The organism is Arthrobacter sulfonylureivorans (assembly GCF_022637435.1).
Classification (GTDB): Bacteria; Actinomycetota; Actinomycetes; order Actinomycetales; family Micrococcaceae; genus Crystallibacter; species Crystallibacter sulfonylureivorans.
On the sequence record NZ_CP093326.1, the window covers coordinates 3,670,710 to 3,691,167 of the forward strand.

The 20,458-nt window shown below is 65.8% G+C and carries 21 protein-coding genes; 10 read left to right on the top strand and 11 right to left on the bottom strand.

From position 1 onward, the window contains the following. Positions 1 to 12: 12 nt before the first annotated feature. Together MNQ99_RS16905 and MNQ99_RS16910 are read left to right on the top strand one after the other, a co-directional pair. Complete coding sequence (locus MNQ99_RS16905; RefSeq protein WP_241913770.1) at positions 13 to 789, top strand: VOC family protein; 777 nt, start codon at positions 13 to 15, stop codon at positions 787 to 789. Positions 790 to 930: 141 nt separating this feature from the next. Beyond that, the gene (locus tag MNQ99_RS16910; protein ID WP_422387472.1) at positions 931 to 1,458 is read left to right on the top strand and encodes a VOC family protein; all 528 of its coding nucleotides are present in this window, start codon (positions 931 to 933) and stop codon (positions 1,456 to 1,458) included. A 7-nt stretch (positions 1,459 to 1,465) separates the two neighbouring features. Here MNQ99_RS16910 and MNQ99_RS16915 read toward each other — a convergent pair whose 3' ends face one another. Continuing rightward, positions 1,466 to 2,320, bottom strand: coding sequence for an AraC family transcriptional regulator (locus MNQ99_RS16915; RefSeq protein ID WP_241913771.1), 855 nt, complete (start codon positions 2,318 to 2,320; stop codon positions 1,466 to 1,468). 170 nt (positions 2,321 to 2,490) lie between these two features. Here MNQ99_RS16915 and MNQ99_RS16920 point away from each other — a divergent pair, with 170 nt between their 5' ends. Continuing rightward, entirely contained in the window at positions 2,491 to 3,030 is a 540-nt protein-coding gene (locus MNQ99_RS16920) for a 2,4'-dihydroxyacetophenone dioxygenase family protein (protein ID WP_241915412.1), read from the top strand. A gap of 106 nt (positions 3,031 to 3,136) precedes the next feature. Here MNQ99_RS16920 and MNQ99_RS16925 read toward each other — a convergent pair whose 3' ends face one another. Both MNQ99_RS16925 and MNQ99_RS16930 read right to left on the bottom strand, forming a co-directional pair. Then, positions 3,137 to 3,541 (bottom strand): VOC family protein, encoded by a 405-nt coding sequence (locus MNQ99_RS16925; protein WP_241913772.1) that lies wholly within the window; start codon positions 3,539 to 3,541, stop codon positions 3,137 to 3,139. Positions 3,542 to 3,550: 9 nt separating this feature from the next. Then, entirely contained in the window at positions 3,551 to 3,991 is a 441-nt protein-coding gene (locus MNQ99_RS16930) for a helix-turn-helix transcriptional regulator (RefSeq protein WP_241913773.1), read from the bottom strand. A gap of 113 nt (positions 3,992 to 4,104) precedes the next feature. Here MNQ99_RS16930 and MNQ99_RS16935 point away from each other — a divergent pair, with 113 nt between their 5' ends. Both MNQ99_RS16935 and MNQ99_RS16940 read left to right on the top strand, forming a co-directional pair. After that, on the top strand, positions 4,105 to 4,833 hold the full coding sequence (locus MNQ99_RS16935; RefSeq protein WP_241913774.1) for a TMEM175 family protein: 729 nt from the start codon (positions 4,105 to 4,107) through the stop codon (positions 4,831 to 4,833). A 186-nt stretch (positions 4,834 to 5,019) separates the two neighbouring features. Then, entirely contained in the window at positions 5,020 to 6,216 is a 1,197-nt protein-coding gene (locus MNQ99_RS16940; protein WP_241913775.1) for a M14 family zinc carboxypeptidase, read from the top strand. A gap of 70 nt (positions 6,217 to 6,286) precedes the next feature. On the opposite strand, the gene MNQ99_RS16945 is transcribed toward MNQ99_RS16940, so the two are convergent. From MNQ99_RS16945 to MNQ99_RS16965, 5 genes are all read right to left on the bottom strand, one after another. Next, positions 6,287 to 7,960, bottom strand: coding sequence for a ribonuclease J (locus MNQ99_RS16945; RefSeq protein WP_127515007.1), 1,674 nt, complete (start codon positions 7,958 to 7,960; stop codon positions 6,287 to 6,289). A gap of 261 nt (positions 7,961 to 8,221) precedes the next feature. Then, positions 8,222 to 8,974, bottom strand: a complete 753-nt coding sequence (locus tag MNQ99_RS16950; protein WP_241913776.1) for an SDR family NAD(P)-dependent oxidoreductase — start codon at positions 8,972 to 8,974, stop codon at positions 8,222 to 8,224. A gap of 48 nt (positions 8,975 to 9,022) precedes the next feature. Next, positions 9,023 to 9,814 (bottom strand): SDR family NAD(P)-dependent oxidoreductase, encoded by a 792-nt coding sequence (locus MNQ99_RS16955; RefSeq protein WP_241913777.1) that lies wholly within the window; start codon positions 9,812 to 9,814, stop codon positions 9,023 to 9,025. After that, positions 9,811 to 11,169, bottom strand: a complete 1,359-nt coding sequence (locus tag MNQ99_RS16960; protein WP_241913778.1) for an MFS transporter — start codon at positions 11,167 to 11,169, stop codon at positions 9,811 to 9,813. Before MNQ99_RS16960 ends, MNQ99_RS16955 begins: the two co-directional genes overlap by 4 nt. A gap of 175 nt (positions 11,170 to 11,344) precedes the next feature. Further along, positions 11,345 to 12,376, bottom strand: coding sequence for a LacI family DNA-binding transcriptional regulator (locus MNQ99_RS16965; protein ID WP_241913779.1), 1,032 nt, complete (start codon positions 12,374 to 12,376; stop codon positions 11,345 to 11,347). 208 nt (positions 12,377 to 12,584) lie between these two features. Between MNQ99_RS16965 and MNQ99_RS16970 the strand changes: the two genes are divergently transcribed. The 3 genes from MNQ99_RS16970 (at position 12,585) to MNQ99_RS16980 (ending at position 14,991) form a co-directional block, all read left to right on the top strand. Continuing rightward, positions 12,585 to 13,556, top strand: coding sequence for an asparaginase (locus MNQ99_RS16970; RefSeq protein ID WP_241913780.1), 972 nt, complete (start codon positions 12,585 to 12,587; stop codon positions 13,554 to 13,556). A gap of 28 nt (positions 13,557 to 13,584) precedes the next feature. Then, positions 13,585 to 14,466 carry a polysaccharide deacetylase family protein gene (locus tag MNQ99_RS16975; protein WP_127515017.1) on the top strand — a complete coding sequence of 294 codons (882 nt, stop codon included), beginning with the start codon at positions 13,585 to 13,587 and terminating at the stop codon, positions 14,464 to 14,466. 69 nt (positions 14,467 to 14,535) lie between these two features. Beyond that, positions 14,536 to 14,991, top strand: coding sequence for a hypothetical protein (locus MNQ99_RS16980; RefSeq protein ID WP_241913781.1), 456 nt, complete (start codon positions 14,536 to 14,538; stop codon positions 14,989 to 14,991). A gap of 117 nt (positions 14,992 to 15,108) precedes the next feature. Here MNQ99_RS16980 and MNQ99_RS16985 read toward each other — a convergent pair whose 3' ends face one another. The 3 genes from MNQ99_RS16985 to MNQ99_RS16995 are packed head-to-tail and all read right to left on the bottom strand — an operon-like array spanning position 15,109 to position 18,118. After that, positions 15,109 to 15,435, bottom strand: a complete 327-nt coding sequence (locus tag MNQ99_RS16985; RefSeq protein ID WP_241913782.1) for a 2Fe-2S iron-sulfur cluster-binding protein — start codon at positions 15,433 to 15,435, stop codon at positions 15,109 to 15,111. A gap of 1 nt (position 15,436) precedes the next feature. Beyond that, on the bottom strand, positions 15,437 to 16,873 hold the full coding sequence (locus MNQ99_RS16990) for an MFS transporter (protein WP_241913783.1): 1,437 nt from the start codon (positions 16,871 to 16,873) through the stop codon (positions 15,437 to 15,439). A gap of 45 nt (positions 16,874 to 16,918) precedes the next feature. Next, positions 16,919 to 18,118: a cytochrome P450 gene (locus tag MNQ99_RS16995; RefSeq protein WP_241913784.1), complete on the bottom strand. Its 1,200-nt coding sequence runs from the start codon at positions 18,116 to 18,118 to the stop codon at positions 16,919 to 16,921. Positions 18,119 to 18,234: 116 nt separating this feature from the next. Between MNQ99_RS16995 and MNQ99_RS17000 the strand changes: the two genes are divergently transcribed. Continuing rightward, positions 18,235 to 18,993, top strand: a complete 759-nt coding sequence (locus tag MNQ99_RS17000; protein WP_127515025.1) for an IclR family transcriptional regulator — start codon at positions 18,235 to 18,237, stop codon at positions 18,991 to 18,993. A 97-nt stretch (positions 18,994 to 19,090) separates the two neighbouring features. Then, positions 19,091 to 20,380, top strand: a complete 1,290-nt coding sequence (locus tag MNQ99_RS17005; protein WP_241913785.1) for an MFS transporter — start codon at positions 19,091 to 19,093, stop codon at positions 20,378 to 20,380. The last annotated feature ends 78 nt before the right edge of the window (positions 20,381 to 20,458 follow it).

The following is a 20,458-nucleotide window of genomic DNA, read 5'->3' on the forward strand; positions in this document are numbered from 1 at the left end:
CAGGAGCTTCCCATGCCCAAGCCCACCTTCAGCCCCGGCGCACCCTGCTGGGTAGACCTGATGACCTCCGATCCGGAGAAGGCCAAGCAGTTCTACACCGAACTTTTCGGCTGGACCTACGAGGTCGGGGACCAGGAGAAATACGGCGGCTACACCACGGCCTTGAAAGACGGCCAGGCCGTGGCCGGCATCATGCAGAGTCAGGACTCCGGCTTCCCGGACGTCTGGAGCACCTACCTGCGGGTGGAGGACATCGACGCCGCCACCCGGGCAGCCGAGGCCCACGGCGGCCAGGTCTTCATGCAGCCCATGGACGTTCCGGAGCAGGGCAAGATGGCCATGATCGGCGATGCCGGCGGAGCCTCCGTGGGTCTGTGGGAGTTTGCCGGGCACACCGGCTACCAACTGGCGGCCGAACCCGGATCCCCCGCTTGGCACGAACTCTTCACCCGTGACTACCCCGCCACCGTGAAGTTCTACGAGGACGTCTTCGGCTGGGACACCGAGGTCATGAGCGACACGGACGAATTCCGCTACACCACCCTCGGCTCGGGCGAGAACGCCACCGCCGGCATCATGGACGCCACCGCCTGGCTGCCGGAAGGCGTCCCGGCCCACTGGCGCGTCTACTTCGCCGTGGCGAACACCGACGCCGCCGTCGAAAAAGCCACCGCCCTGGGCGGCAGCGTGGTCCAACCCGCCGAGGACACACCCTTCGGCCGCATGGCCACCCTGACCGACCCCACCGGCACCACGTTCCTGGTCGCGCAGGAACTGCCGCAGCAGTAATCCGGCCATCCACCCAGCCGGGCACTGCTGCCCCTTACGGCCACTGCGTTTAATAACGACGGCGGTGCCCGGCCACCGATTGCCGCCCGCCTTGGCGGAAATCTTCAAGACCGGACGTCGGCCGCGCACCTAGCTGGAGGCATGATGACTAACACCACCCAGCCAGCCCACGGCGAACACACCGACCGCGGAGTCCCGCACGGCATGACGTCCTTGACACCGTTCATTGCGCTCACGGACGCTGCGGGCGCCATCGACTTCTACACCCGTGTCCTCGGGGCCAAACTACTGGACCGGACCGACATGCCTGGCCCGGCTGGCAGCCCCGTCGTCGTCCACGCGACGCTCGATTTCGGCAACGGCTGCCTGCAGTTGGGCGAGGTCAATCCGGCCTACCATCTGGTCAGCCCGCCCGAGGGCGACGACGACTGCTACTCGCTGGGCCTCTACGTGCCGGACGTGGATGCCGCGGTGGAGCGTGCCGTGGCTGCCGGCGCCAGCGTGCGCGAGGATGTGAACACCTTCGTGTCCGGCGACCGGTACGGCAGCATCCGCGATCCCTTCGGCGTCCGCTGGTCCATCATGACCCGCGTGGAGGACCTGTCGCCGGAAGAGAGCAACCGTCGTGTGGCCGAATGGGCGGAGTCGATGGCAGCCGGAGAGGCCTAGCTCTGCGTCACGCCTTATCTCCCGGCGAGCCCGGATACCGGCGCGGCGTAAAGCCCAGCACCAGACGGAACTCCCGCGTCAAATGCGCCTGGTCGGAAAAACCAAGCTCGGCAGCCAGTCCAGCGAGGTCGGTGGCAGGCTCGGCTCGGACGCGCTCGGCGGCGTCCTGCAACCGACGGCGGCGCAACATCAGCACAGGGGACATCCCCACGTAGCGGGCCGCTAGCCGCTGCAGGCTGCGCTCGGACAAGTGCAGCGTTCTGGCCAGTTGCGGCATTGAACGGATGTTTCCCTCGTCGATCAGGTCCGCCATCTGGTTGGCGAGGGCGGCGTCGCCGGACATCCCATCATCGGACCGTTGGGCCGCGAGCGCGTGTACATAGTCCTGAAGCAGCTCGGCGGCGCGGGCACGATACGCAGCAACGCCATCGGCCGTCCCGGGATCTGCGGGTCCGAAACCGTCCGTGACCCCAGGCCTTCCCATCACTTCGCAGATCGACCGGTGCAGGGCAGCCGCCTCTACCGGAGCTTCCGCATCCAACAGCTCCGCGGGCCGTTCGGTGAACAACCGCACGCCGGCGGGCTTCAGCAACGCACCAACCGCCCACCCGCGGCCGGTCAGCACCTTCGTGGACGCCCGGCTGGTCGGCCCATAGATCGCGACGCCGTCGGGCTCCACCACCACGTTGCTGGCCGGATAGCCAAGCACCAACTGCTCTGCCTGCTCCCCCGCCGGCAAATCCCACTCCGGAATCCACACCTGGCGCACGAAGGAAGCCGCATCCGCCCGGGCCGGAAACCTCGTCACTACTGACCCGGTGCCCGGCGTCAGGTGCCCCTTCGTCGTCGGCCTCACACTCATGCTGCGATCGTAGTCCGGCCCGCACTCCGTCCTGCGGAAACAATCTCAGCGCGCCTGCACAACCGGCAAGCATTGCTGGAACGGTCCGAATCACCTCAGCCCGCCCGCTTGCCCGGTTTAGCTGGTAATTCTTGAATCGACCCTCAGGAAAGGACCACCTTTTGACAACCGTGAGCAACCCGGCCGAAGCCACCAAGGACGAGGCCGCGATTCCCTATCGCGGCGAACAGCCGTACGGCATGGTGGACGATCTGGTGGTCCCCGGCGCGCTGGATCTGGACGACGACGAGAAGTTCTGGGTGCCGCAGTCCAAGGACGTCTGCTTCAAGCCGCTGGTGCTCTCCGTCAGCCAGGGCTACTTCGTCAATATCCTCAAGGTGCGCAAGTCCGGCATCCTCTCCCGCCATCGCCACGCGGGCCCGGTGCACGCCATGGTGCTGCGCGGCCGCTGGCACTACCTCGAGCACGACTGGTGGGTGGAGCAGGGCGGCTACGCCTTCGAACCGCCGGGAGACATCCACACCCTGGAAATCCCCGACGACGTGGAGGAAATGTGCACGCTTTTCCACGTCACCGGCGCCTACATCTACGTGGACCCGGACGGCAACCCCACCGGCGCCGAGGACGTCTTCACCAAGATCGCCAACGCCCGCGAACACTACGAGCGTGTCGGTCTGGGCGCCGGCTACGTCGACCGGTTCATCAAGTGAGGGACATCGGACCGACGCCGCTGATGCAGGCAGACGCGTAAGCAAGGGGGCACGACGGCGGCCGTTCTCCTTCGGGAGGTGAGCGGCCGCCGTCGTTCTGGTGGGGTTACTTGTTCTGGTTGATCCGGATCATGTTGCCTGATGGGTCCCGGACGGCGCAGTCGCGCGGACCCCACGGCTGGTCCATCGGTTCCTGCAGGACTTCCGCCCCGAAGGAGACCAGCCGCTCGAAGAGGGCGTCCAGGTTGTCGGTGCTGAAGACGAGCATGGGAAGCACGCCCTTGACCAGCAGCTCCTGGAGTTGGTCGCCGTCGGCCTGCGAGCGGCCGGCGTGCGGAGCGGACAGCACCAGCTCCAGCTCCGGCTGGTCGGGGCTGCCCATGGTGATCCAGTGGAAGCCCTCATTGGCGACGTCGTTGCGGACTTCCAGCCCAAGGCCGTCCCGGTAGAACGGCATGGATTCCGCGGGGTCGTTGACGGTGATGTTGCAGTACTGAAGTGAAATAGTCATGCGCCCAACCTACGCAGGGGCCGGCGCTACCGCTTCTCGGATCCTGCTCGATCGCGGATCAATGGGCCGCGTCAGCAGCTTCGCGATGCAGGGCGGCATCGCCTCGGCCGCCTCATGCTTGCGGCTGCGGTAGGAACTGGGGCTCTCGCCGGCGAGTTGGGTGAACCGGGTGCTGAAGGAACCCAGGGACGTGCTGCCCACTTCCATGCACGCATCGGTCACGCTCCACCCGGCGCGCAGCAGCGCCATGGCCCGTTCGATCCGCCGGGTCATCAGGTAGTTGTAGGGCGTTTCGCCGTACGTTGCTTTGAACCGGCGGGAGAAATGGGCCGGAGACATCAGCGCCTTGGCCGCCATCGTCGGCACATCGAGCGGCTGGGCGTAATCGCGGTCGATCAGGTCCCGCGCCCGCCGCAGATGGGCCAAGTTGGCCAGCTCCTCAGGATTCACAGCTTGAGGTTACCGCTCTACGGAACCTGCCGGAAGTTCTGCCGAGGCTGCCGTGCATCCGCCGGCTTCCTTAAACCATTGCACTGCCACTTCGGTTGCGCCACGCTAATCACGTGGAACAGCGACCTGATCGCCAGCAGGCTGCCCGCGCGGCTGGCCCTGAAGCTTCCAATCCGAAGGCAGGGGATGCGGCACGCAGCGCCGCAGTGCTGGCGCGCGAGTCGAGCGAGTTCGACCGTGGGCTCAGCTTCTACGACGTCATTTACGGATTCGCCATCACGCTTCTGGTCACCAACATCGACGCTCCCTCCGCGCAAGCCTGGCAAGACCCGCGCTTGCTGCTCGAATCCGGCGTCGTACACCAACTCGCCGGCTTCGCCCTGAGCTTCGCGGTGATCGCCGTGTTCTGGCGTATGAACCTCCGGTTGATCAAAAGGCTCTCCGCACTCGATTCGGCGACGACGACGGCTAACCTCCTGGCTGCTGCATTCGTCATCCTGATTCCGTTCACCACACAGGGCGTGAGTGACCCGGAGACGTCGTCGTTTGAACTGACGACTGTGCTGTACGCCGCGAACATCATTTTGGCGTCCTTGGCCCAGCTGCTGATGTATGAGATTGCCCGTCGACACGGCCTCGAGATCGACCCGATGACGCCTCGGCACCACGCAGCCTTCGTGCTCGATTTCCTCGTTCCGCCCTTGATTTTCGCGGTGTCAATACCCATCGCTTTGGCAGCCGGCGGCACGGCGGGGAAGATCACTTGGGCCTCGCTCATTGTGCTGGGACCTCTCTCGGGCATCCTCGCCACCCGAGTCCAGCAATCAACAACAGTCCGCTAATCTGGCGCGGTCGGGGGAATTACCGGGCCAGAGGTCCACATTCGGCCGCCGGCTCTGGGCTATTCCCGGAACCACAGCTAGCCTCTCCGTTACCGGCAGCTCGCGCGAGCTGCCGGTCCCATCGTTCGTTGCCGTTCCCAACGGCTGCGTTCGGGGATGAATCGCTCAACCTTTGGAGGACATGCAGTGAAGCACCAGCCCAAGAGCAGCACCAACCAACTACCGGCCAAACCCAAGCGCTACCGTAGCCTGGCAGCGGCGGCGGCCCTCGCCGTCGTCATTCCCTTCAGCGCCGCCACTCCGGTTCTTGCCGACGCCAACTTCCCCTCCACCGAGGGCAACACCAATATCTCCAGCATCCTGACCTACGACGACGTAGTGAAGGAGCTGCGGAAACTGGGGAAGACCAGCCGCTTTGGCGTTGACGCCTTCACGCTCGAAGAAGCGGGCACACAGGTCAACAAGTCGGAACAGGGCCGCGATCTCTGGGTGGCCACGGTCGGCAACGGCGCCGAACACGTGTGGATCCAGGGACGCATCCATGGCAACGAGCCCTACGGCACCGATTCAATCCTCACGCTGCTGAAGGATCTAGGCACCAACGGTTCGTCGGACTACCAACTGCTGCGCGACAAGTTCACCTTCCACTTCATCCCGATGTACAACCCGGACGGCGCGGAGGCGAACATCCGCCACACCATCCTGTGGGACCAGGCCAACGGCCTGCCGGAGTTCGGCGCCAACGGACGTGAGCAGCGGATCGACCTGAACCGGGACTGGACACCCAACGGATTCGTGGCGAACGAATCGCTGGCCTTCTACGAATACTGGACCGATGTGAAACCGGCCTACGGCATCGACATCCACCACCAGGGGCTGAAGAAGGAATGGGGCACCGGTGACGATGTCACGCTGTCGCTGGGCATCTCGCTGGCTCCCGGCGGTCCGACCCTGCCGGGGATCAAGGACGGCGCCTACGACGAGTTGACCCGCCAGATGCATGTTTACGTGTACGACGAGCTGTCCAAGTACGGCTCCATCAACATGGACCGCTACCAGGTGGGCAACGGCCAGGAGATCGACATCAAGGGCGGCGTGGTCTCGGCGATGATGCTGGGCTTGGACTACCAGGGGATGAATCCGGAGGGGCACTCGAACCCGGTGGTCTTCTTCGAAACCTCCGGCAACACCTCGGACGGCAGCCTTGGCCAGAAGGCCCGCGGCAAGAGCATCAAGCAGAACCTGCTCGCCATGAAGGAACTGCTGCTGGGCCTGGCTACCGGCGAAGTCCAGCAGGAAGACGCCGACCGCTGGGAAGAGATCCCGCACCAGCCGGTCACCGGCTACAACACCGACTACGCGGGAACCATCCCGGTCCCGTAGCCAGCAGCAAGGACAGCAGCGCCCCCGCCCGGCCGGGCAGGGGCGCTGCTGTGTGTGAGCTGAAGGGCTGCTACGCCTCGACGATGATGACCGTGACCACCGGCTTGCGGCGGAGGGCCCGGTCGGACCAGCGGATCAGGGCCTGGGCGATCGCCTTTTCGGCGTCCGGACCGGTCTTGTCCCCGCGGAGTTGCATCAGGGTCTTCTCCACGATGCCGGTGGCCTTTTCCAACTCCTCCACGGCCGGGGCGAAGCCCACCGGGAAGAATTCCGGTTCTTCCTCCAGCCGGCCCGTGTCCGGGTTGACGATCAGCAGCGCGGTGACGGCGCCGTCCTCGGCCAGCCGGAGCCGGTCCTGCAGCGAGGCCTCGGTGGCCGCGCCAGGCACCATGTTCTCCACGTAGACGTAGTCGGCGGCGATCTGGCCAACCACCCGTGCTACGCCGTCCTTGAGGTCCACCACCATGCCGTCTTCGCCGATCAGCGCGCGCTTGGGCTCGACGCCGGTACGGACCGCCAGCTCGGCGTTCGCCTTCAGGTGCCGGTGCTCGCCATGGACGGGCAGCACGTTCTTCGGGCGGACCAGGTTGTAGCAGTAGACCAGTTCGCCGGCCGAGGCGTGGCCGGAGACGTGGACCTTCGCGTTGCCCTTGTGAACCACGTTGGCGCCGCGCTTGGTCAGGTCGTTGATCAGCCGGTAGATGGAGGATTCGTTGCCCGGCACCAGCGAGGACGCCAGCAGCACGGTGTCGCCCTCGGTCAGGTCAATCATGTGGTCGCCGCCGGCCATGCGGGCCAGCGCCGCCATCGGCTCACCTTGCGAGCCGGTGCAGATCAGCACGGCCTTGGTGGGCGCCAGCTTCTCCAGCTCCTTGAAGTCCACCAGCACACCGCGCGGGATGTTCAGGTAGCCGAGCTCGCGCGCCGTCGTCATGTTGCGCACCATGGACCGGCCCACGAAAGCGACCTTGCGACCATACTTGTGTGCCACGTCGATGACCTGCTGGATGCGGTGCACGTGGCTGGCGAAACTGGAGACGATCACGCGGCGCGGGGCGGTGCGCATGACCGTATCGATTGCCGGCACCAGATCGGCCTCGGCAGCGAGGAAACCGGGAACCTCGGCGTTGGTGGAATCCGGCAGGAACAGGTCCACGCCCTCGTCGCCCAGCCGCGCGAACCCGGCCAGGTCGGTGATCCGGCGGTCCAGCGGGAACTGATCCATCTTGAAGTCGCCGGTGGCCAGCACCAGGCCGGCGCCGGTGCGGATGGCAACGGCCAGTCCGTCCGGGATGGAGTGGTTGACAGCCAGGAACTCCAGGTCGAACGGGCCGAACTTCTTCCGGTCGCCCTCCTTGACCTGCACCATTTTGGCGTTGAGGCGGTGTTCCTGCAGCTTGGTCTTCACGAACGCCAGCGTCAGCTTCGCGGAGATCACGGGGATGTCCGGCCGTTCCTTCAGCAGGTAGGGCACTCCGCCAATGTGGTCCTCGTGCCCGTGGGTCAGAACAATGCCGACCACGTCGTTGATACGGCTGCGGATGTAGGAGAAGTCGGGCAGGATCAGGTCCACACCCGGGTGGTGCTCTTCCGGGAACAACACGCCGCAGTCCAGAATCAGCAGTTTGCCGCCGAACTCGAACACCGTCATGTTCCGGCCGATCTCGCCCAGTCCGCCCAGCGGAACAATGCGCAAGGCGCCCTTGGCAAGTTTGGGAGGAGTCTGCAGGGTCTTGGCGTTCATATGTTCCGATCTCTGTGGTGCTATTTATTTGCGGGCTACGACGCCCTACGCCGGAGTTGCCGGCACTGAAGTCTTAGTTGGCCGACACACCCAAGGCGCTTCGACGGCGTTCCGCGCAACACTGCGGACGGAAAGCATACTTGCCCTGACTTTACCATCGTGAGCGGGATGGCATCGCCGGAATCTGTCGGGCGTCTCCTTCACGAAAGGGCAAAGGCGGGCACGCGCGCTGTGCACGTGCCCGCCTTTGGTGGGCCGGTTTCAGGGCATGACGTCGCCGCTGTTGGGGCCAAGCGTCTGACCCATGTAGAGATCGCCGCCAGGCGACGAGGCGAGGAGCAGGGCCGTCGGTGCTACTTCTTCTGCGGTGCCGAAGCGACCAAGCGGTAGCTCTGCTTGCTTTTCGGCCCGCCATTCATCGCTGAGATCGCCCAGCAGCGGAGTGACAATCGGACCCGGCGCGATCGCGTTGACCAGGACGTTGTGCTCCGCGAGCTCCCGTGCCATCGACTTGGTCATGCCGATCACCCCGGCCTTGGCCGCAGCGTAATGTGCCAGGCCGGTGCCACCCTTCAGCCCGATCTGGGATGCGATGTTGATGATCCGGCCCCAGCCCTGCTGGATCATGTACGGCGCCACCCAGCGGCTGCAGAGGAACACGCTGCGCAAATCGACGGCGATCATCTTGTCGAAATCGGCCGGAGTCAGCTCGGTGAAGGGGATCTCCGTCAAAATGCCCGCACTGTTCACCAGGATGTCGATCCGTCCCAGATCGGACACGACGGTCTCGGCCAACGACTTGGTCGATTCCGCGTCGGTCACGTCCACGGCGTAGGCCGCATGTTCTTGTGCGGCCGCCGCCAAAGAGGCCGCAACATCCTTCGCCGCCTGCTCGTTCAGATCAGCGACGACGACGGTTGCGCCCTCGCGGGCATAGAGTTCCGCGATGGCCCGGCCGATGCCGCTGGCACCGCCGGTGACCACGGCGACCTTTCCTTCGAGTTGCCCTGCCATGATTCTCCTTTCGAAAAGTGTTCCTCGACCCGTTCTACCGTCGAGGGGTCAGCTCGGCCAACGCACTGTCAGGCCGCCGTCAACAATGAGTTGCTGGCCGGTGACGTAGGCCGCGTCGTCGCTGGTGAGGAACCGGATGGTGCGGGCGAGTTCGTCCACTGTTCCGACCCGGCCCCGCGGAATGAACGAGCCGGCGGCTTTCAGGCCCTCCGGCCCCAGCGAGTTCTGGGCGTCCAGCGACTGCGGGCTCTCGATCAGGCCGGGAATCACGGTGTTGACCCGGATTCCGCGCGGCGCCAGTTCGGTGGCCAGCGAGCGGCACAGTCCCAAGAGTCCGCTCTTCGAGGCTGCGTAATGAGCGTGATCGTCCCACCCGTAGACGCCTCCGGCGATGGACGAGACGGCAACCATGGATCCCCCGCCCTCGCCCATCAGCCGCGCACAGGAGCGGAACAGCCGCAGCACTCCGGTGAGGTCCACGGAGAGCATGTCGTTCCACGCTTCATCAGTCATCTCGTCCAGCGGCGCCCGGCGCAGGATGCCGGCGCTGGCCACTGCGATGTCCACGGAGCCGAATTGACGGACGGCTGCTGCGGCCAGCCGGTCCACCTGGACGGAGTCACGGACGTCCACCGGTACCGGCAGGCACTCGCCGCCGGCTTCGACCACAGCGTCAACGGTTTCATGCACATCATGCGGGTCGCCGGGAAAGTATCCGGCGACGGTCTTTGCTCCCGCCCTGGCGTACGCCACCGCCAGGGCACGGCCGATTCCGCTGCCTGCACCGGAGATGACGGCGACTTTGCCTTCGAGTCCGTCGTCGCGGGTCAGGTTGCTCATGCCAAGGCTCCTTCAGTGGCTGGTTGACGGTGATCGACCTTGCGGGCAAAGATCATGACGACGCCGGCGAGGGCCAGCGGCAACGAGCCCGCCAGCAGGGCCGCGGACGTCATCGACATTCCTGCCCCCAGCATGACGGCGATGAGCGCGGATCCAACGATGGCTCCGACGGGGGCCATCACGTGGGCCAGATTGCTGCCGGTACCGCGGACCTGGGCCGGGTAGGACTCGCCCATGTAGAACAGCATCGCGGCAAACGGACCGGTGAGGAAGAACAGGGTCATGGCGTACATGGCGATGACGAATCCGGAGCTGCTGGGGCCCGTCAGCATGATCACGCTGGCGATACCGCCAAGGACGAATCCGGCCAGCACGGTGTTCCGGCGGCCAAAGCGGTCACCGACCCATCCGTGGAAGAGGTAGCCGGCAAACGCCACCGCATTGGCGAGGATCAGGATGAACAGCGCATTGTCGAAGGAAAGGCCCTTGGCCTCAACTAGCACCGTGGTGCCGAGGACCGAGAACACCTGGATGGCCATCCAGCTGAAGAGCCAGGACAGGGACACGCTGATGGTGTGCCAGCGCAACTCCGGAGTGAAGACCCCGCGCACGCCCACCTTGGCGCCATTGCCTACTTCAAGCTCGTGCTCGGCCGCCAGTTCGGCCGCGCCCGCCAGGTCGCCGGCCTTGCGCCGTCGTTCGACTTCCTTCATGGCGGCAAACGTCGGGGATTCGGGCAGCTTGGCCGCGAGCAGGACAACGATCAGGGAGATACCGGCCGCGATGACAAAGCTCCACCGCCACCCGACGATCGGCAGGAACACCGCAGTCAAGCCGGCAGCCATCAGCGCGCCCACCGGCCAGCCGGCCTGGACCAGGCTGAACATGAACCCGCGGCCCTTGGCCTTCTTGTAGATCTCGTTGAGGTAGACGGCGTTGACCACCTCTTCGGAAATCGCAAAGCCGGAGAAACCGCGGATGATGGCCAGCGAAACGGCACCGGCTGCGGCACCCGTGAGGCCGGAACTGACGGCGCCGCCGATCACCAGGAGGATGAGGGCGCGCTTACGGCCCATCTTGTCCATGATGGTGCCGACCACCAGCGAGACCAGGAAGACACCGACAGTGGCCCATGTGTTGACCGCCGCAGCTTCGGCCGGCGACCAGCCGAAATCTTCGGCGATGACAGGAAGCAGCGTGCCGAAGAGCGTGTAGTCGTAGACGGAAGCCACCCAGGCGATGAAGCACACCACCGAGACGTAGGCCATCTTCTTGCCAGTGATAACCACATTCCATGGTTCAGTCTTTCCGACCGCAGTCTGGGTGCGGCGTTCAGCCGATGTCGTTGACTCCATGACTGCTCCTTTCGGGAGTGAGGGGGTTCACAATCGTTTGTGTAAGAGCGCCTAGGGGAGGCAGTCCGGAACGACCAGGAACCTAAGAGAACGGAATTCGCGCTACACAAACCTTTGTGTAACCACTGGACATGGACCCTACACGGAATTCGTGGCCTTTGTCACGATAGGTGAGTCACATTTTCGACGGGGCGGCTGCGGATGACGCCCTCACGACCAGCTCCGGAGCCAGCCGCACAGACTCGACCTCGTCGCCGCGGAGCAGGGCCACCAGCAGGTCCAGTCCCCGGCGCCCCATTTCGTGCATGGGGGAACGGACGGTGGTCAGCGGGATCGGAAGCTCGGCGGCCAGCGGAGTGTCGTTGTACCCCACCACCGCGACGTCGTCCGGCACGGATATGCCGCGCTCGCGCAGGACACCCATAGCCCCGATCGCGGCAAAGTCGTTGGCGGCGAAAATGGCGTCGGGGCACCCACCCGCTTCGATCATCTGGGCTGCCGCCTCGTGTCCGCCCGGCGCGTCGAACCCGCCCTGCACAATCCGGTGGGGCGGTATGTCGATCCCCGCATCCCGGCAGGCCTGGACAATCCCGGCAGTTCGGTCGATGCCGGTGGACGCGTAGGGCTGCCCAGCCAGGACGCCGACATCCCTGCGCCCGCTGGCGAGCAAGTGTTCTGCCACCAACCGGCCCCCCATGACGTCGTCGCACGTTGCAGAGACATGATTGCCCGCCCGGCGGGAGACCAGGACAAACTTGACGCCGCGCTCCGCCAACTCGTCAAGGAACGGCTCGCCGGTATGGGCGTCGCCGAAGATCAGTCCGTCCACACGGCGGGACAGCATGATCTCCGTGCGGGCAATTTGGTTGGCCGGAACATCCAGCGAGTTCGTGACGAAGGTGGAGATTCCCTGCTCGGTAGCCGCCTCTTCGATGCCCTCGTAGATCGTGGCCAGGACGTAGTCCTGAAGCCGTGGAACCAAGACACCGACAAGTCCGGAACGTCGGGTTCGAAGGCTCGCAGCCTGCGGGTTGCGCTGGTACCCACGTTCCGCAACCACCGCTCGGATGCGCTCGATCACCTCGCCGGACGCCCAGCGCCGCGCCTCTGTATCCGAGGCGTTGATGACCCGGGAAACGGTGGAGACATTGACGCCAATCTCGTCGGCGATCATGCGCAACGTGACAGGCCTAGAGCGACTTTCCATGATCTCCTCCACTGGGGGCAGGTCTCCCCTTGCCCATGCCGCAGTGAGCTCCGCAACAATCAATCAGCATATTGGATTGGACCGTAGGTGACGCAGCGCACTTGCGGCAAACGTTTGTGTAAAGCATACTGGCGTCTACTTCCGTTCCGCCGTGCAGGTGTGAACGCAACAGCTTCGGCTGCGATCCAGCCAGAAAGGTGCACCCACCATGCCTCAGATTTCGGTGTTGGCGACCGGAGGGACCATAGCCTCACGCCAAGACTCGCGGGGCGCATCGGTGGCCAGCCAAGGGGTGCAGGACCTGTTGGCCGGCGTGGCAGGAGGCGCCACAGAAGTCGTTTCCCGCGACATCTTCCAGCTCGGCTCCTACCTGCTGGACCACACCCACCTCCGCCACATTGCCGAGGAGGTTGCCCTCGAGGTCGCACGCGACGACGTCGACGGGGTGGTGCTGACCCACGGCACGGACACGATGGAGGAGACCGCGTACCTGTTGGATCTAGTGCACTCCAGCGCCAAGCCCGTCGTGCTGACCGGGGCCCAGCGGCCAGCAGATGCAGCGGATACCGATGGGCCTTCCAACCTGCGCGACGCCATCGCCGTTGCCGCAGCCGCAGAGGCGCGGGGCACCGGCGTCTCGATAGCGTTTGCGGGGCAGGTGTTCGCCGCCCGCGCAACACGCAAGGCGCACACCGTCGCTCCGGCCCCGTTCCGCACCATGGACGGCGGACCGATGGGCCGCGTCGGCGCGGACGACGTCCGGTTCATGTTCCGCCCCGTCCGGCCGCCGGCCTTGCCGCTACCGCCTGCGTCCTTTGACTCGACACGGGTCGACGTCGTGTCCCTTCATCCCGGCGCAGATGCCTCGCTCGCCCGAGCCGCCGTGGATGCCGGGGCGAAGGGTGTAATCATCGCCGGCACCGGCGTCGGCAACGGCAACCACCGCATTCTGGAGTGGGTGGAGGAAGCAGTCGGTGCCGGCATCGCCGTCGGGCTGTCCACCCGGGTTCCGGAAGGACCGGTTGTTCCGTTCTATGGAAACGGCGGCGGCGCCGATCTGGTCGGAGCCGGCGCACTCCCGCTCGGATCCTTGCCGTTATTCCACGCCCGTTTACTTCTCGCCCTCCTGCTTTCCCACGGCGATACGCCGGCCCCTGACATGTTGACCCCCTATATCTAATCCGTCCCCCCGACACGAAGGAAAGAGAATGGCAAAGGAAATTTCTGTAGCATTTGGCATCGACGTCGACGCCGTCGGCGGCTGGCTTGGCTCCTACGGCGGCGAAGACTCCCCCGATGACATCTCGCGTGGCATGTTCGCAGGCGAAGTCGGCGTCCCCCGCCTCAATGCGCTCCTGAAGAAATACGATCTGCCTGCCACCTGGTTCTGGCCGGGCCACTCCATCGAGACCTTCCCCGAGCAGTTCGACGAGGTGGTCGCCGCAGGCCACGAGATCGGCGTGCATGGCTACAGCCACGAGAACCCGATTGCCATGAGCCGGGAACAGGAAACCGAAATCCTGGATTACTGCATCAATCTCATCGAACAGCGCACCGGCAAACGCCCCACCGGCTACGTGGCGCCGTGGTGGGAGTTCTCCAATGTGACGAACGAACTGCTGCTGGAGCGCGGGATCACCTACGACCACTCGCTGATGCACCGGGACTTCGAGCCCTACTACGTGCGCGTCGGCGACAGCTGGACCAAGATCGACTACGACAAGCCGGCCAGCACGTGGATGAAGCCGCTGGAACGCGGTGAGGAAACCGATCTGGTCGAGATCCCGGCGAACTGGTACCTGGACGATCTGCCCCCGATGATGTTCATCAAGTCGAGCCCGAACAGCCACGGTTTTGTTAACCCGCGCCATCTGGAAGAGATGTGGCGGGACCAGTTCGACTGGGTTTACCGCGAATACGATCAGGCCGCGTTCACCATGACCATCCACCCCGACGTTTCCGGACGTCCGCAGGTGCTGCTGATGCTGGAACGGCTGATCGAACACATCAACGGCCACGACGGCATCAAGTGGGTCGACTTCAACACCATTGCCGAGGAATTCAAGGCCCGCAACCCGCGGCAGAAGTAGCCTTCAGGAAGCAGCCTACCTATGTGCGGAGCTTGCTCCGGCGGCGCCTACGATTGGGCCGGGCCACTCGTGTCCGGCCCAATCCGGCGCGCATCCATCGCCCGGTTTCTCAACCGCACCTGTCCCGGCATCACGGTCAAGACCTTCCCCCAGGGCTGGACCATCGCCAACCGGACAGGCGCCAGCAAAACGGCCAAGGCCTTCGACGCCCTTTTGGAAGCCGCAGCTCCTCACGCATCAGTACGCGCATGGGCCGACTTCGATGATCTGCTGGTCGCAACTTCGCCGTCGGGCTCTCCCGAGGAATTCGGCGACTACCGGCCCCGCCCGGCAGAAGAGGCGCTAGCCGCAAAGACCGTTTTGACCGGCTCACCCCTGGCGGCGGCCCACCTGCGGCTCACGGCCTTCGGGCTCGGCATCAGATCCTTTGATCACGGGCCCGTTGCTGTGAACGTGGAGCATCGGCAGGCACCGTTCAGGCTCTTGGCCGTTTCAGGACAGGTCCTCGGCTCAGCAGACATCTAACCGTTTGACCACCAGTGATTGCCGCCTGACCGGCAGGTCCAGCCACCGAGACCCAACCCGGGGCAGGAACGAACCTAGGCGTGCGGCCCATGACTCCGGGCCGCACGCCCACACACGTCAGCTCTGCTCTGCCGGCAGGTCCACTTCGATTTCGGTGAAGTCGTCGCCGGCTTTCAGTTGGCAGCCGAGCCGGCTGCGGGAATCGTCGCGCGGGGAGGCCGTGCAGTCCAGCATCTCTTCCTCGTCCTCGCCGATCTGAGGCAGCCCGTCCAGATACTCCTCGCGGACGTAGACGTGGCAGGTGGCGCACATGGCCTGGCCGCCGCATTCGCCGACGATCCCGGCCACGCCGTTGGTGACCGCAGCCCGCATCACCGAGGTGCCGGAGTCGACGTCAACGATGTCCACGGCGCCGTCGCCATGATGGAAACTGACCTTGGCCATCTCAGCGCACCTCCACCCCGGCCTTGCCCGCCGAGTCCCCGCCAAACCCGCCGGCACCCGACCCGGCTTCCGCCGTCGTCGTTCCGTGCCCGGGTTCCTGGCCCGGTTCGTCGCCCAGGCTGCGGTCCTTGGACTCGGGCATGAAGATCACGGTGACCAGGCTGACGGCGGCAACGATCGACAGGTAGACGATCACCGGAGTCAGTGACGCACCGCTGCCGCCGTAGAGGTTGGCGAGCACCAGCGGGGTGAAGCCGGCACCCAGCAGCGTGGCTACCTGGTAGCCGACGGAAGCGCCGGTGTAGCGCGAGGAGGTGCCGAAGCGTTCGGCGATGAACGCGGCCATCGGTCCGTAGAGCACCGTCTGCGTCACGATACCGAGCGTGAAGGCCAGGAAAATCGCACCCATGTTTCCGGTGGAGAGCAGCGCGAAAACCGCCGGGGTGACTGCGATAAACAAGATGTTCCCGGCGATCATCAGCGGCTTGCGGCCCACCCGGTCCGAGATCCGGCCCATCAGCAGCGTGGTGCCGATGCTGATCACGCCGGCGCCGGCGAACGCGAGCATCACATCGGAGCGCGGCACGCCCAGCGAGACGGTGTAGGTGATGGAGAACGTGGACAGCAGCGTCTGCAGCGCAAACGCAGACGTCGCCGCGAGGATCACCGTCACCAGCAGCCCCGGCCGGCGCAGCACCTGAACCAGCGGAATGGTGCGGCGGGCCTTGGGTGCCGTGGCGCGTTCGGCAGCGTCAAGCTCCAGCGCCCGCTGGAAGACCGGGCTCTCCGACACCCGCGAGCGCACATACAGCCCGAGCAACAGCAGGACGAAGGACAGCAGGAACGGCACGCGCCAGCCCCAGCTCAGGAATTGCTCCTGCGGCAGCGCCGAGAACATGCTCATCATCAGTAGGCCCAGCACCGAACCGGTCGGCGCTCCGGCGTTGGTGAAGGACGCCGCGAACCCGCGGGCCTTGGGGTCCGCATGCTCCAGCGCCATCAGCGCTGCACCGCCCCACTCCCCGCCGACGGCGATGCCCTGCAGCACGCGCAGGAACACCAGCACCACGGCAGCCCAAGGGCCGATCAGCTCCGGTGTGGGGACCAAGCCGATCGCCGTGGAGGCCAGGCCCATCAGCAGCATCGAGATGACCAGCAGTTTCTTGCGCCCAATGCGGTCACCGAAGTGACCGAAGATGATGCCGCCCAGCGGCCGCGCCACATAGCCGGCGGCAAACGTCCCATAGGAGGCGACGACGCCGGCCCACGGGTCCAGACCGGCGAAGAACACCGGTCCGAAGACCACGGCGGAAGCGGTCGCGTAGAGCAGGAAGTCGTAAAACTCGATCGTGGTACCCAAATAGCTGGAGAAGATCACGCGGCGCCGTTCGCGCACAACGGCGCCGGGGGCCAAGGCTGGCTGAGTGTTCGTAGACATCATCGTCCTTCTGATTGGTGGGTGGAGGTGGTGCGGGCCGCTGGGCTACCAGGCGACCGGAAGACTGGTCATGCCGCGGAAGACCCAACCGTCCCAGGTCTCGCTCCGATCCGGGTCCTGGCGCAGTCCTGGAAGTTCCCGGTACAGCATCGGCACGGCGATCTCGCCGACCGCTTTCTGGGCGGCCCATTTGCCGGCGCACTGGTGCACGCCGCTGCCGAACGCCAGGTTGGGTCCGCCGCCGCGGTGGATATCAAACGCGTCCGGATCGGTGAACTGCTTCCGGTCCCGGTTCGCGGAAGCCAGGATCATCCCCACCTGTGTCCCGGCGGGGACGGTGACTCCTGAAACAACGACGTCGGCGACCGTTTCCCGGGTGATCATGCCGATCGGCGAGAAATAGCGCGTGCCTTCGGTGAAGGCCTGCTTCCACAGTCCGGGGTCTGCCAGCAGTTCAGCCTTTTGCCCAGGCGAGCGGTCCAGCAGCCAAACCAGGTTGGTGATCATGTGCTGCGGTTCGTTCACCCCACCGGAGATCGCCAGCTTGACGTTGTTGCGGACCTTGTCTTCATCCATCCCGGATTCCAGCAGCATCGAGGTAATGGACGCGTCCGGGGTATGGCGCAGCCGGGCGATCGTCTCGTTCAGGGCCGCGTCGCACTCCATCCGGGAGACCTCGCACCGGTCCCAGATCTCCTGCCTGTCCAGCACGTTGCCAGTGCCGGCAATGAAGTCACGGGACCAGCGGGCCAGGTCCAGCGGCTCGACGCTGGTCATGCCCAGCATGTCGCACAGGTTCTTGGCGGCCAGCGGCTTGGCAAAGTCGAGGTTCAGGTCGGCTTGGCCCTTTCCCACCTCAAGCATCCGGTTGAGATAGAGCCGGGCGTTCGACTCGAACTTCCCGGCCCAGATCTCCATGATCTGTTTGGGCCGCAGCGTACGGTTCATCGGTGCCCGCTCCGCCGCATGTTCCGGGTCGTCCTTGCGGATCATCGGCTGCCCGCCCATCGCCCGGACCATGGTGCCGCCGGAGACGTTGGAGGAGAAAATCTCCGGATGCCGCTCGCCGAAGCTGCAGCCCTCGTAGTTGGAGATCAGGACTTTTTTCACGGCCGGGGACCAGGCCACCGGCGACTCCTCGCGCAGCCGGGCAAAGCTGGGGTACGGGTCGCGGGCCAGTTCCGCCGGGTCCAGCCAGTCGGCCTCTGGCAAGGTCTGCGCGGAGGCAGTCGGTGCGATCGTCATGATCCGCCTTTCGGTCAGTCGGCCCGGTCATCGCCCGGGTCTTCCGAAAGTATGGTGTGGATCACAACAGAACATGCTTAGAATTCGTATCATGCGAATAAGTAGCGGTTGGTGACGTGGCCAGGTCTTCCGGCGGCAGGTCCGCCATCTCCCGTGCCGTCGAGGTCTTGGAGGCATTCGACCCCTCCAGCAATGAGCTGACGCTGACCCAGATTGCCGCCCGGACCGGCCTGCCGATGGCCACCGCCCATGGCATCGTCACCGAACTGATCGGCCTCGGACTGCTGGAGCGGCGCGGCCGGGACGTCATCCTCGGTGTCCGGCTGTGGGAGCTGGCGGTCCGAGCCCCGGGCGTCGTTGGCCTGCGTGAAATCGCGCTGCCGCACCTTGAGCGCGTCCGCGACCGACTGAAACAGCACGCCCAGCTCGGCATCCTGCAGGGCGGCGAGATCCTCTACCTCGAGCGGCTGTCCGCCCCCGAGTCGGTTGTGAACTGGACCAAAGTCGGCGGCCGCATCCCCTGGTACGCCACATCCAGCGGCCTGGTCCTCGTTGCCGATGCACCGCCCGAACGGCAGGATGAGGTCCTGGGACTGCCGCGCCCGCGGTTCTCGGTCGAGCCGCACCCCAGCAGCGCCGATCTGCGCCCGGTCCTCGCGAAGGTCCGCCGCGAAGGACACGCCGTGACCCGCGGCTACATCCACCCGGACGCCACCGCCGTCGCCGTCCCCATCAAGGGGCCCTACGGACACGCCGTGGCATCCATCGCCGTCGTCGTCCCTACCGAAGGTTTCCGCGCCGCCCCGGTCCTTGAGGTCCTCGCGCCCGCGGCGCATGCCGTGAGCGCTGACCTGAAGCAGAACTACCTGGGCTAGCACCGGCGCCAACCTCGCGGCCGCCGGAGCCTGACCTCCGGCCGATTCGATAGGGTGACTGGGGTGGCTACCGGATTCCGGCCCACCTTCAGACCAAGTGAAGGAGCCAGCGACGGACCGCGTATTCGCTTCCCGGCCGTCGTTGCCGTGGGTGGTCTTGGGCATTGCCATGCTCGCCGTGAACCTGCGCGCCCCGATCATCGCTCCGACCGCCGTCCTGGGCGAGATCCAGGCCGACCTCGGTTTGACGGCGGCCGGCGCCGGCCTGCTCACGGGTCTCCCGGTGCTGCTCTTCGCGTTGGCCACCCCGCTGGCTACCCGCACCATCCGGCGTTGGGGCCCCGAAGCCACCGTGCTGCTGTGTCTGGGCGGCGTCCTCGCCGGAACGGTGATCCGCTCCCTGGGCCCGGCGGCCGTGGTGTTCGCCGGCACGGCCATCATCGGCGTGGCCCTCACCTTGGGCAACATCGTGGTGCCGGTGCTGATCCGCCGCGATGTGCCGTGGAACCGGGTGTCCGCGGTTACCGGCGCGTACTCGGCCATCATGAACGTCGGGTCCATGGCCGCCCTGTTGGGCACCGCCCCGCTCGCCGCGCTGGTCGGGTGGCGGTGGGCACTGGCGGCCTGGGCGGTAGTGGTGATCATTGGCCTGGCCTATTGGCTGCCGACAGCGCGACGGCGTCGCGAAGCACTGCAGCCTGACCGGAGCGCGGCGTCCGACAAGCCATCGGCCCACCCAGCGGCAGCAGGCGGCCGCGGCACCGACGGACCGGGCACCCCGATTGCCCCGGCATCGAAGTCCCTCCGCGGACGAAGCAACAGGTGGATCGTCGCCATGCTGACCGTGGCGTTCTGCGGACAATCCGCCGCCTACTACGCCACCACCACTTGGCTACCGCTGCTGCTGTCCGACGTTCGGGGTCTGTCCTCCACTGCCTCCGGAGCCAGCGCTTCCCTGTTCCAGGTCGCCGCCATTGTCGGCGCACTCGGAGTGCCGCTGCTGGCGGCGCGCACCCGGCTCTGGGTGCCGACGGCAAGTATTGCCGTGCTGTGGATTTCGCTGCCCATCGGCCTCCTCCTGGCTCCCGATGCCTACCTGCTGTGGTCGGTCACGGGCGGCATCGCCCAGGGCGGGGGGTTTACCGCGATCTTCTCCGTCATACCCCGCGTGGCCCGCACCGACCAGGAGGCGGCAACCGCCTCCGCCCGCATCCAGACGGGCGGCTACCTGGCCGCAACCTGCGCCCCGCCGGTGGCCGGGTGGCTGAATACCCTGACTGGCGGCTGGACCGCTCCCCTGTTCCTGGTCCTCGCTTTAGTCGTGGCTTTCGGCGTGGCCGGCCTGTCCGCCGTGCAGGCATCCGAGCGGCGATACCGACTTCCCTAAGGACGACGGCGGTGCCCACCTGCGCGTCATGCCTCACCACCGGGTGCCATCCAACGGCATAATCGGATGGGCCGGTTC

Coding starts and splice junctions, on each gene's coding strand:
- MNQ99_RS16915 (WP_241913771.1), bottom strand. CDS start 2,320: ATGAGTGTGAGGCCGACGACGAAGGGGCACCTGACGCCGGGCACCGGG.
- MNQ99_RS16995 (WP_241913784.1), bottom strand. CDS start 18,118: ATGACGATCGCACCGACTGCCTCCGCGCAGACCTTGCCAGAGGCCGAC.
- MNQ99_RS16985 (WP_241913782.1), bottom strand. CDS start 15,435: ATGGCCAAGGTCAGTTTCCATCATGGCGACGGCGCCGTGGACATCGTT.
- MNQ99_RS16990 (WP_241913783.1), bottom strand. CDS start 16,873: ATGTCTACGAACACTCAGCCAGCCTTGGCCCCCGGCGCCGTTGTGCGC.
- MNQ99_RS16925 (WP_241913772.1), bottom strand. CDS start 3,541: ATGACTATTTCACTTCAGTACTGCAACATCACCGTCAACGACCCCGCG.
- MNQ99_RS16950 (WP_241913776.1), bottom strand. CDS start 8,974: ATGGCAGGGCAACTCGAAGGAAAGGTCGCCGTGGTCACCGGCGGTGCC.
- MNQ99_RS16945 (WP_127515007.1), bottom strand. CDS start 7,960: ATGAACGCCAAGACCCTGCAGACTCCTCCCAAACTTGCCAAGGGCGCC.
- MNQ99_RS16975 (WP_127515017.1), top strand. CDS start 13,585: ATGGCAAAGGAAATTTCTGTAGCATTTGGCATCGACGTCGACGCCGTC.
- MNQ99_RS16905 (WP_241913770.1), top strand. CDS start 13: ATGCCCAAGCCCACCTTCAGCCCCGGCGCACCCTGCTGGGTAGACCTG.
- MNQ99_RS16970 (WP_241913780.1), top strand. CDS start 12,585: ATGCCTCAGATTTCGGTGTTGGCGACCGGAGGGACCATAGCCTCACGC.
- MNQ99_RS16910 (WP_422387472.1), top strand. CDS start 931: ATGATGACTAACACCACCCAGCCAGCCCACGGCGAACACACCGACCGC.
- MNQ99_RS16955 (WP_241913777.1), bottom strand. CDS start 9,814: ATGAGCAACCTGACCCGCGACGACGGACTCGAAGGCAAAGTCGCCGTC.
- MNQ99_RS16960 (WP_241913778.1), bottom strand. CDS start 11,169: ATGGAGTCAACGACATCGGCTGAACGCCGCACCCAGACTGCGGTCGGA.
- MNQ99_RS16965 (WP_241913779.1), bottom strand. CDS start 12,376: ATGGAAAGTCGCTCTAGGCCTGTCACGTTGCGCATGATCGCCGACGAG.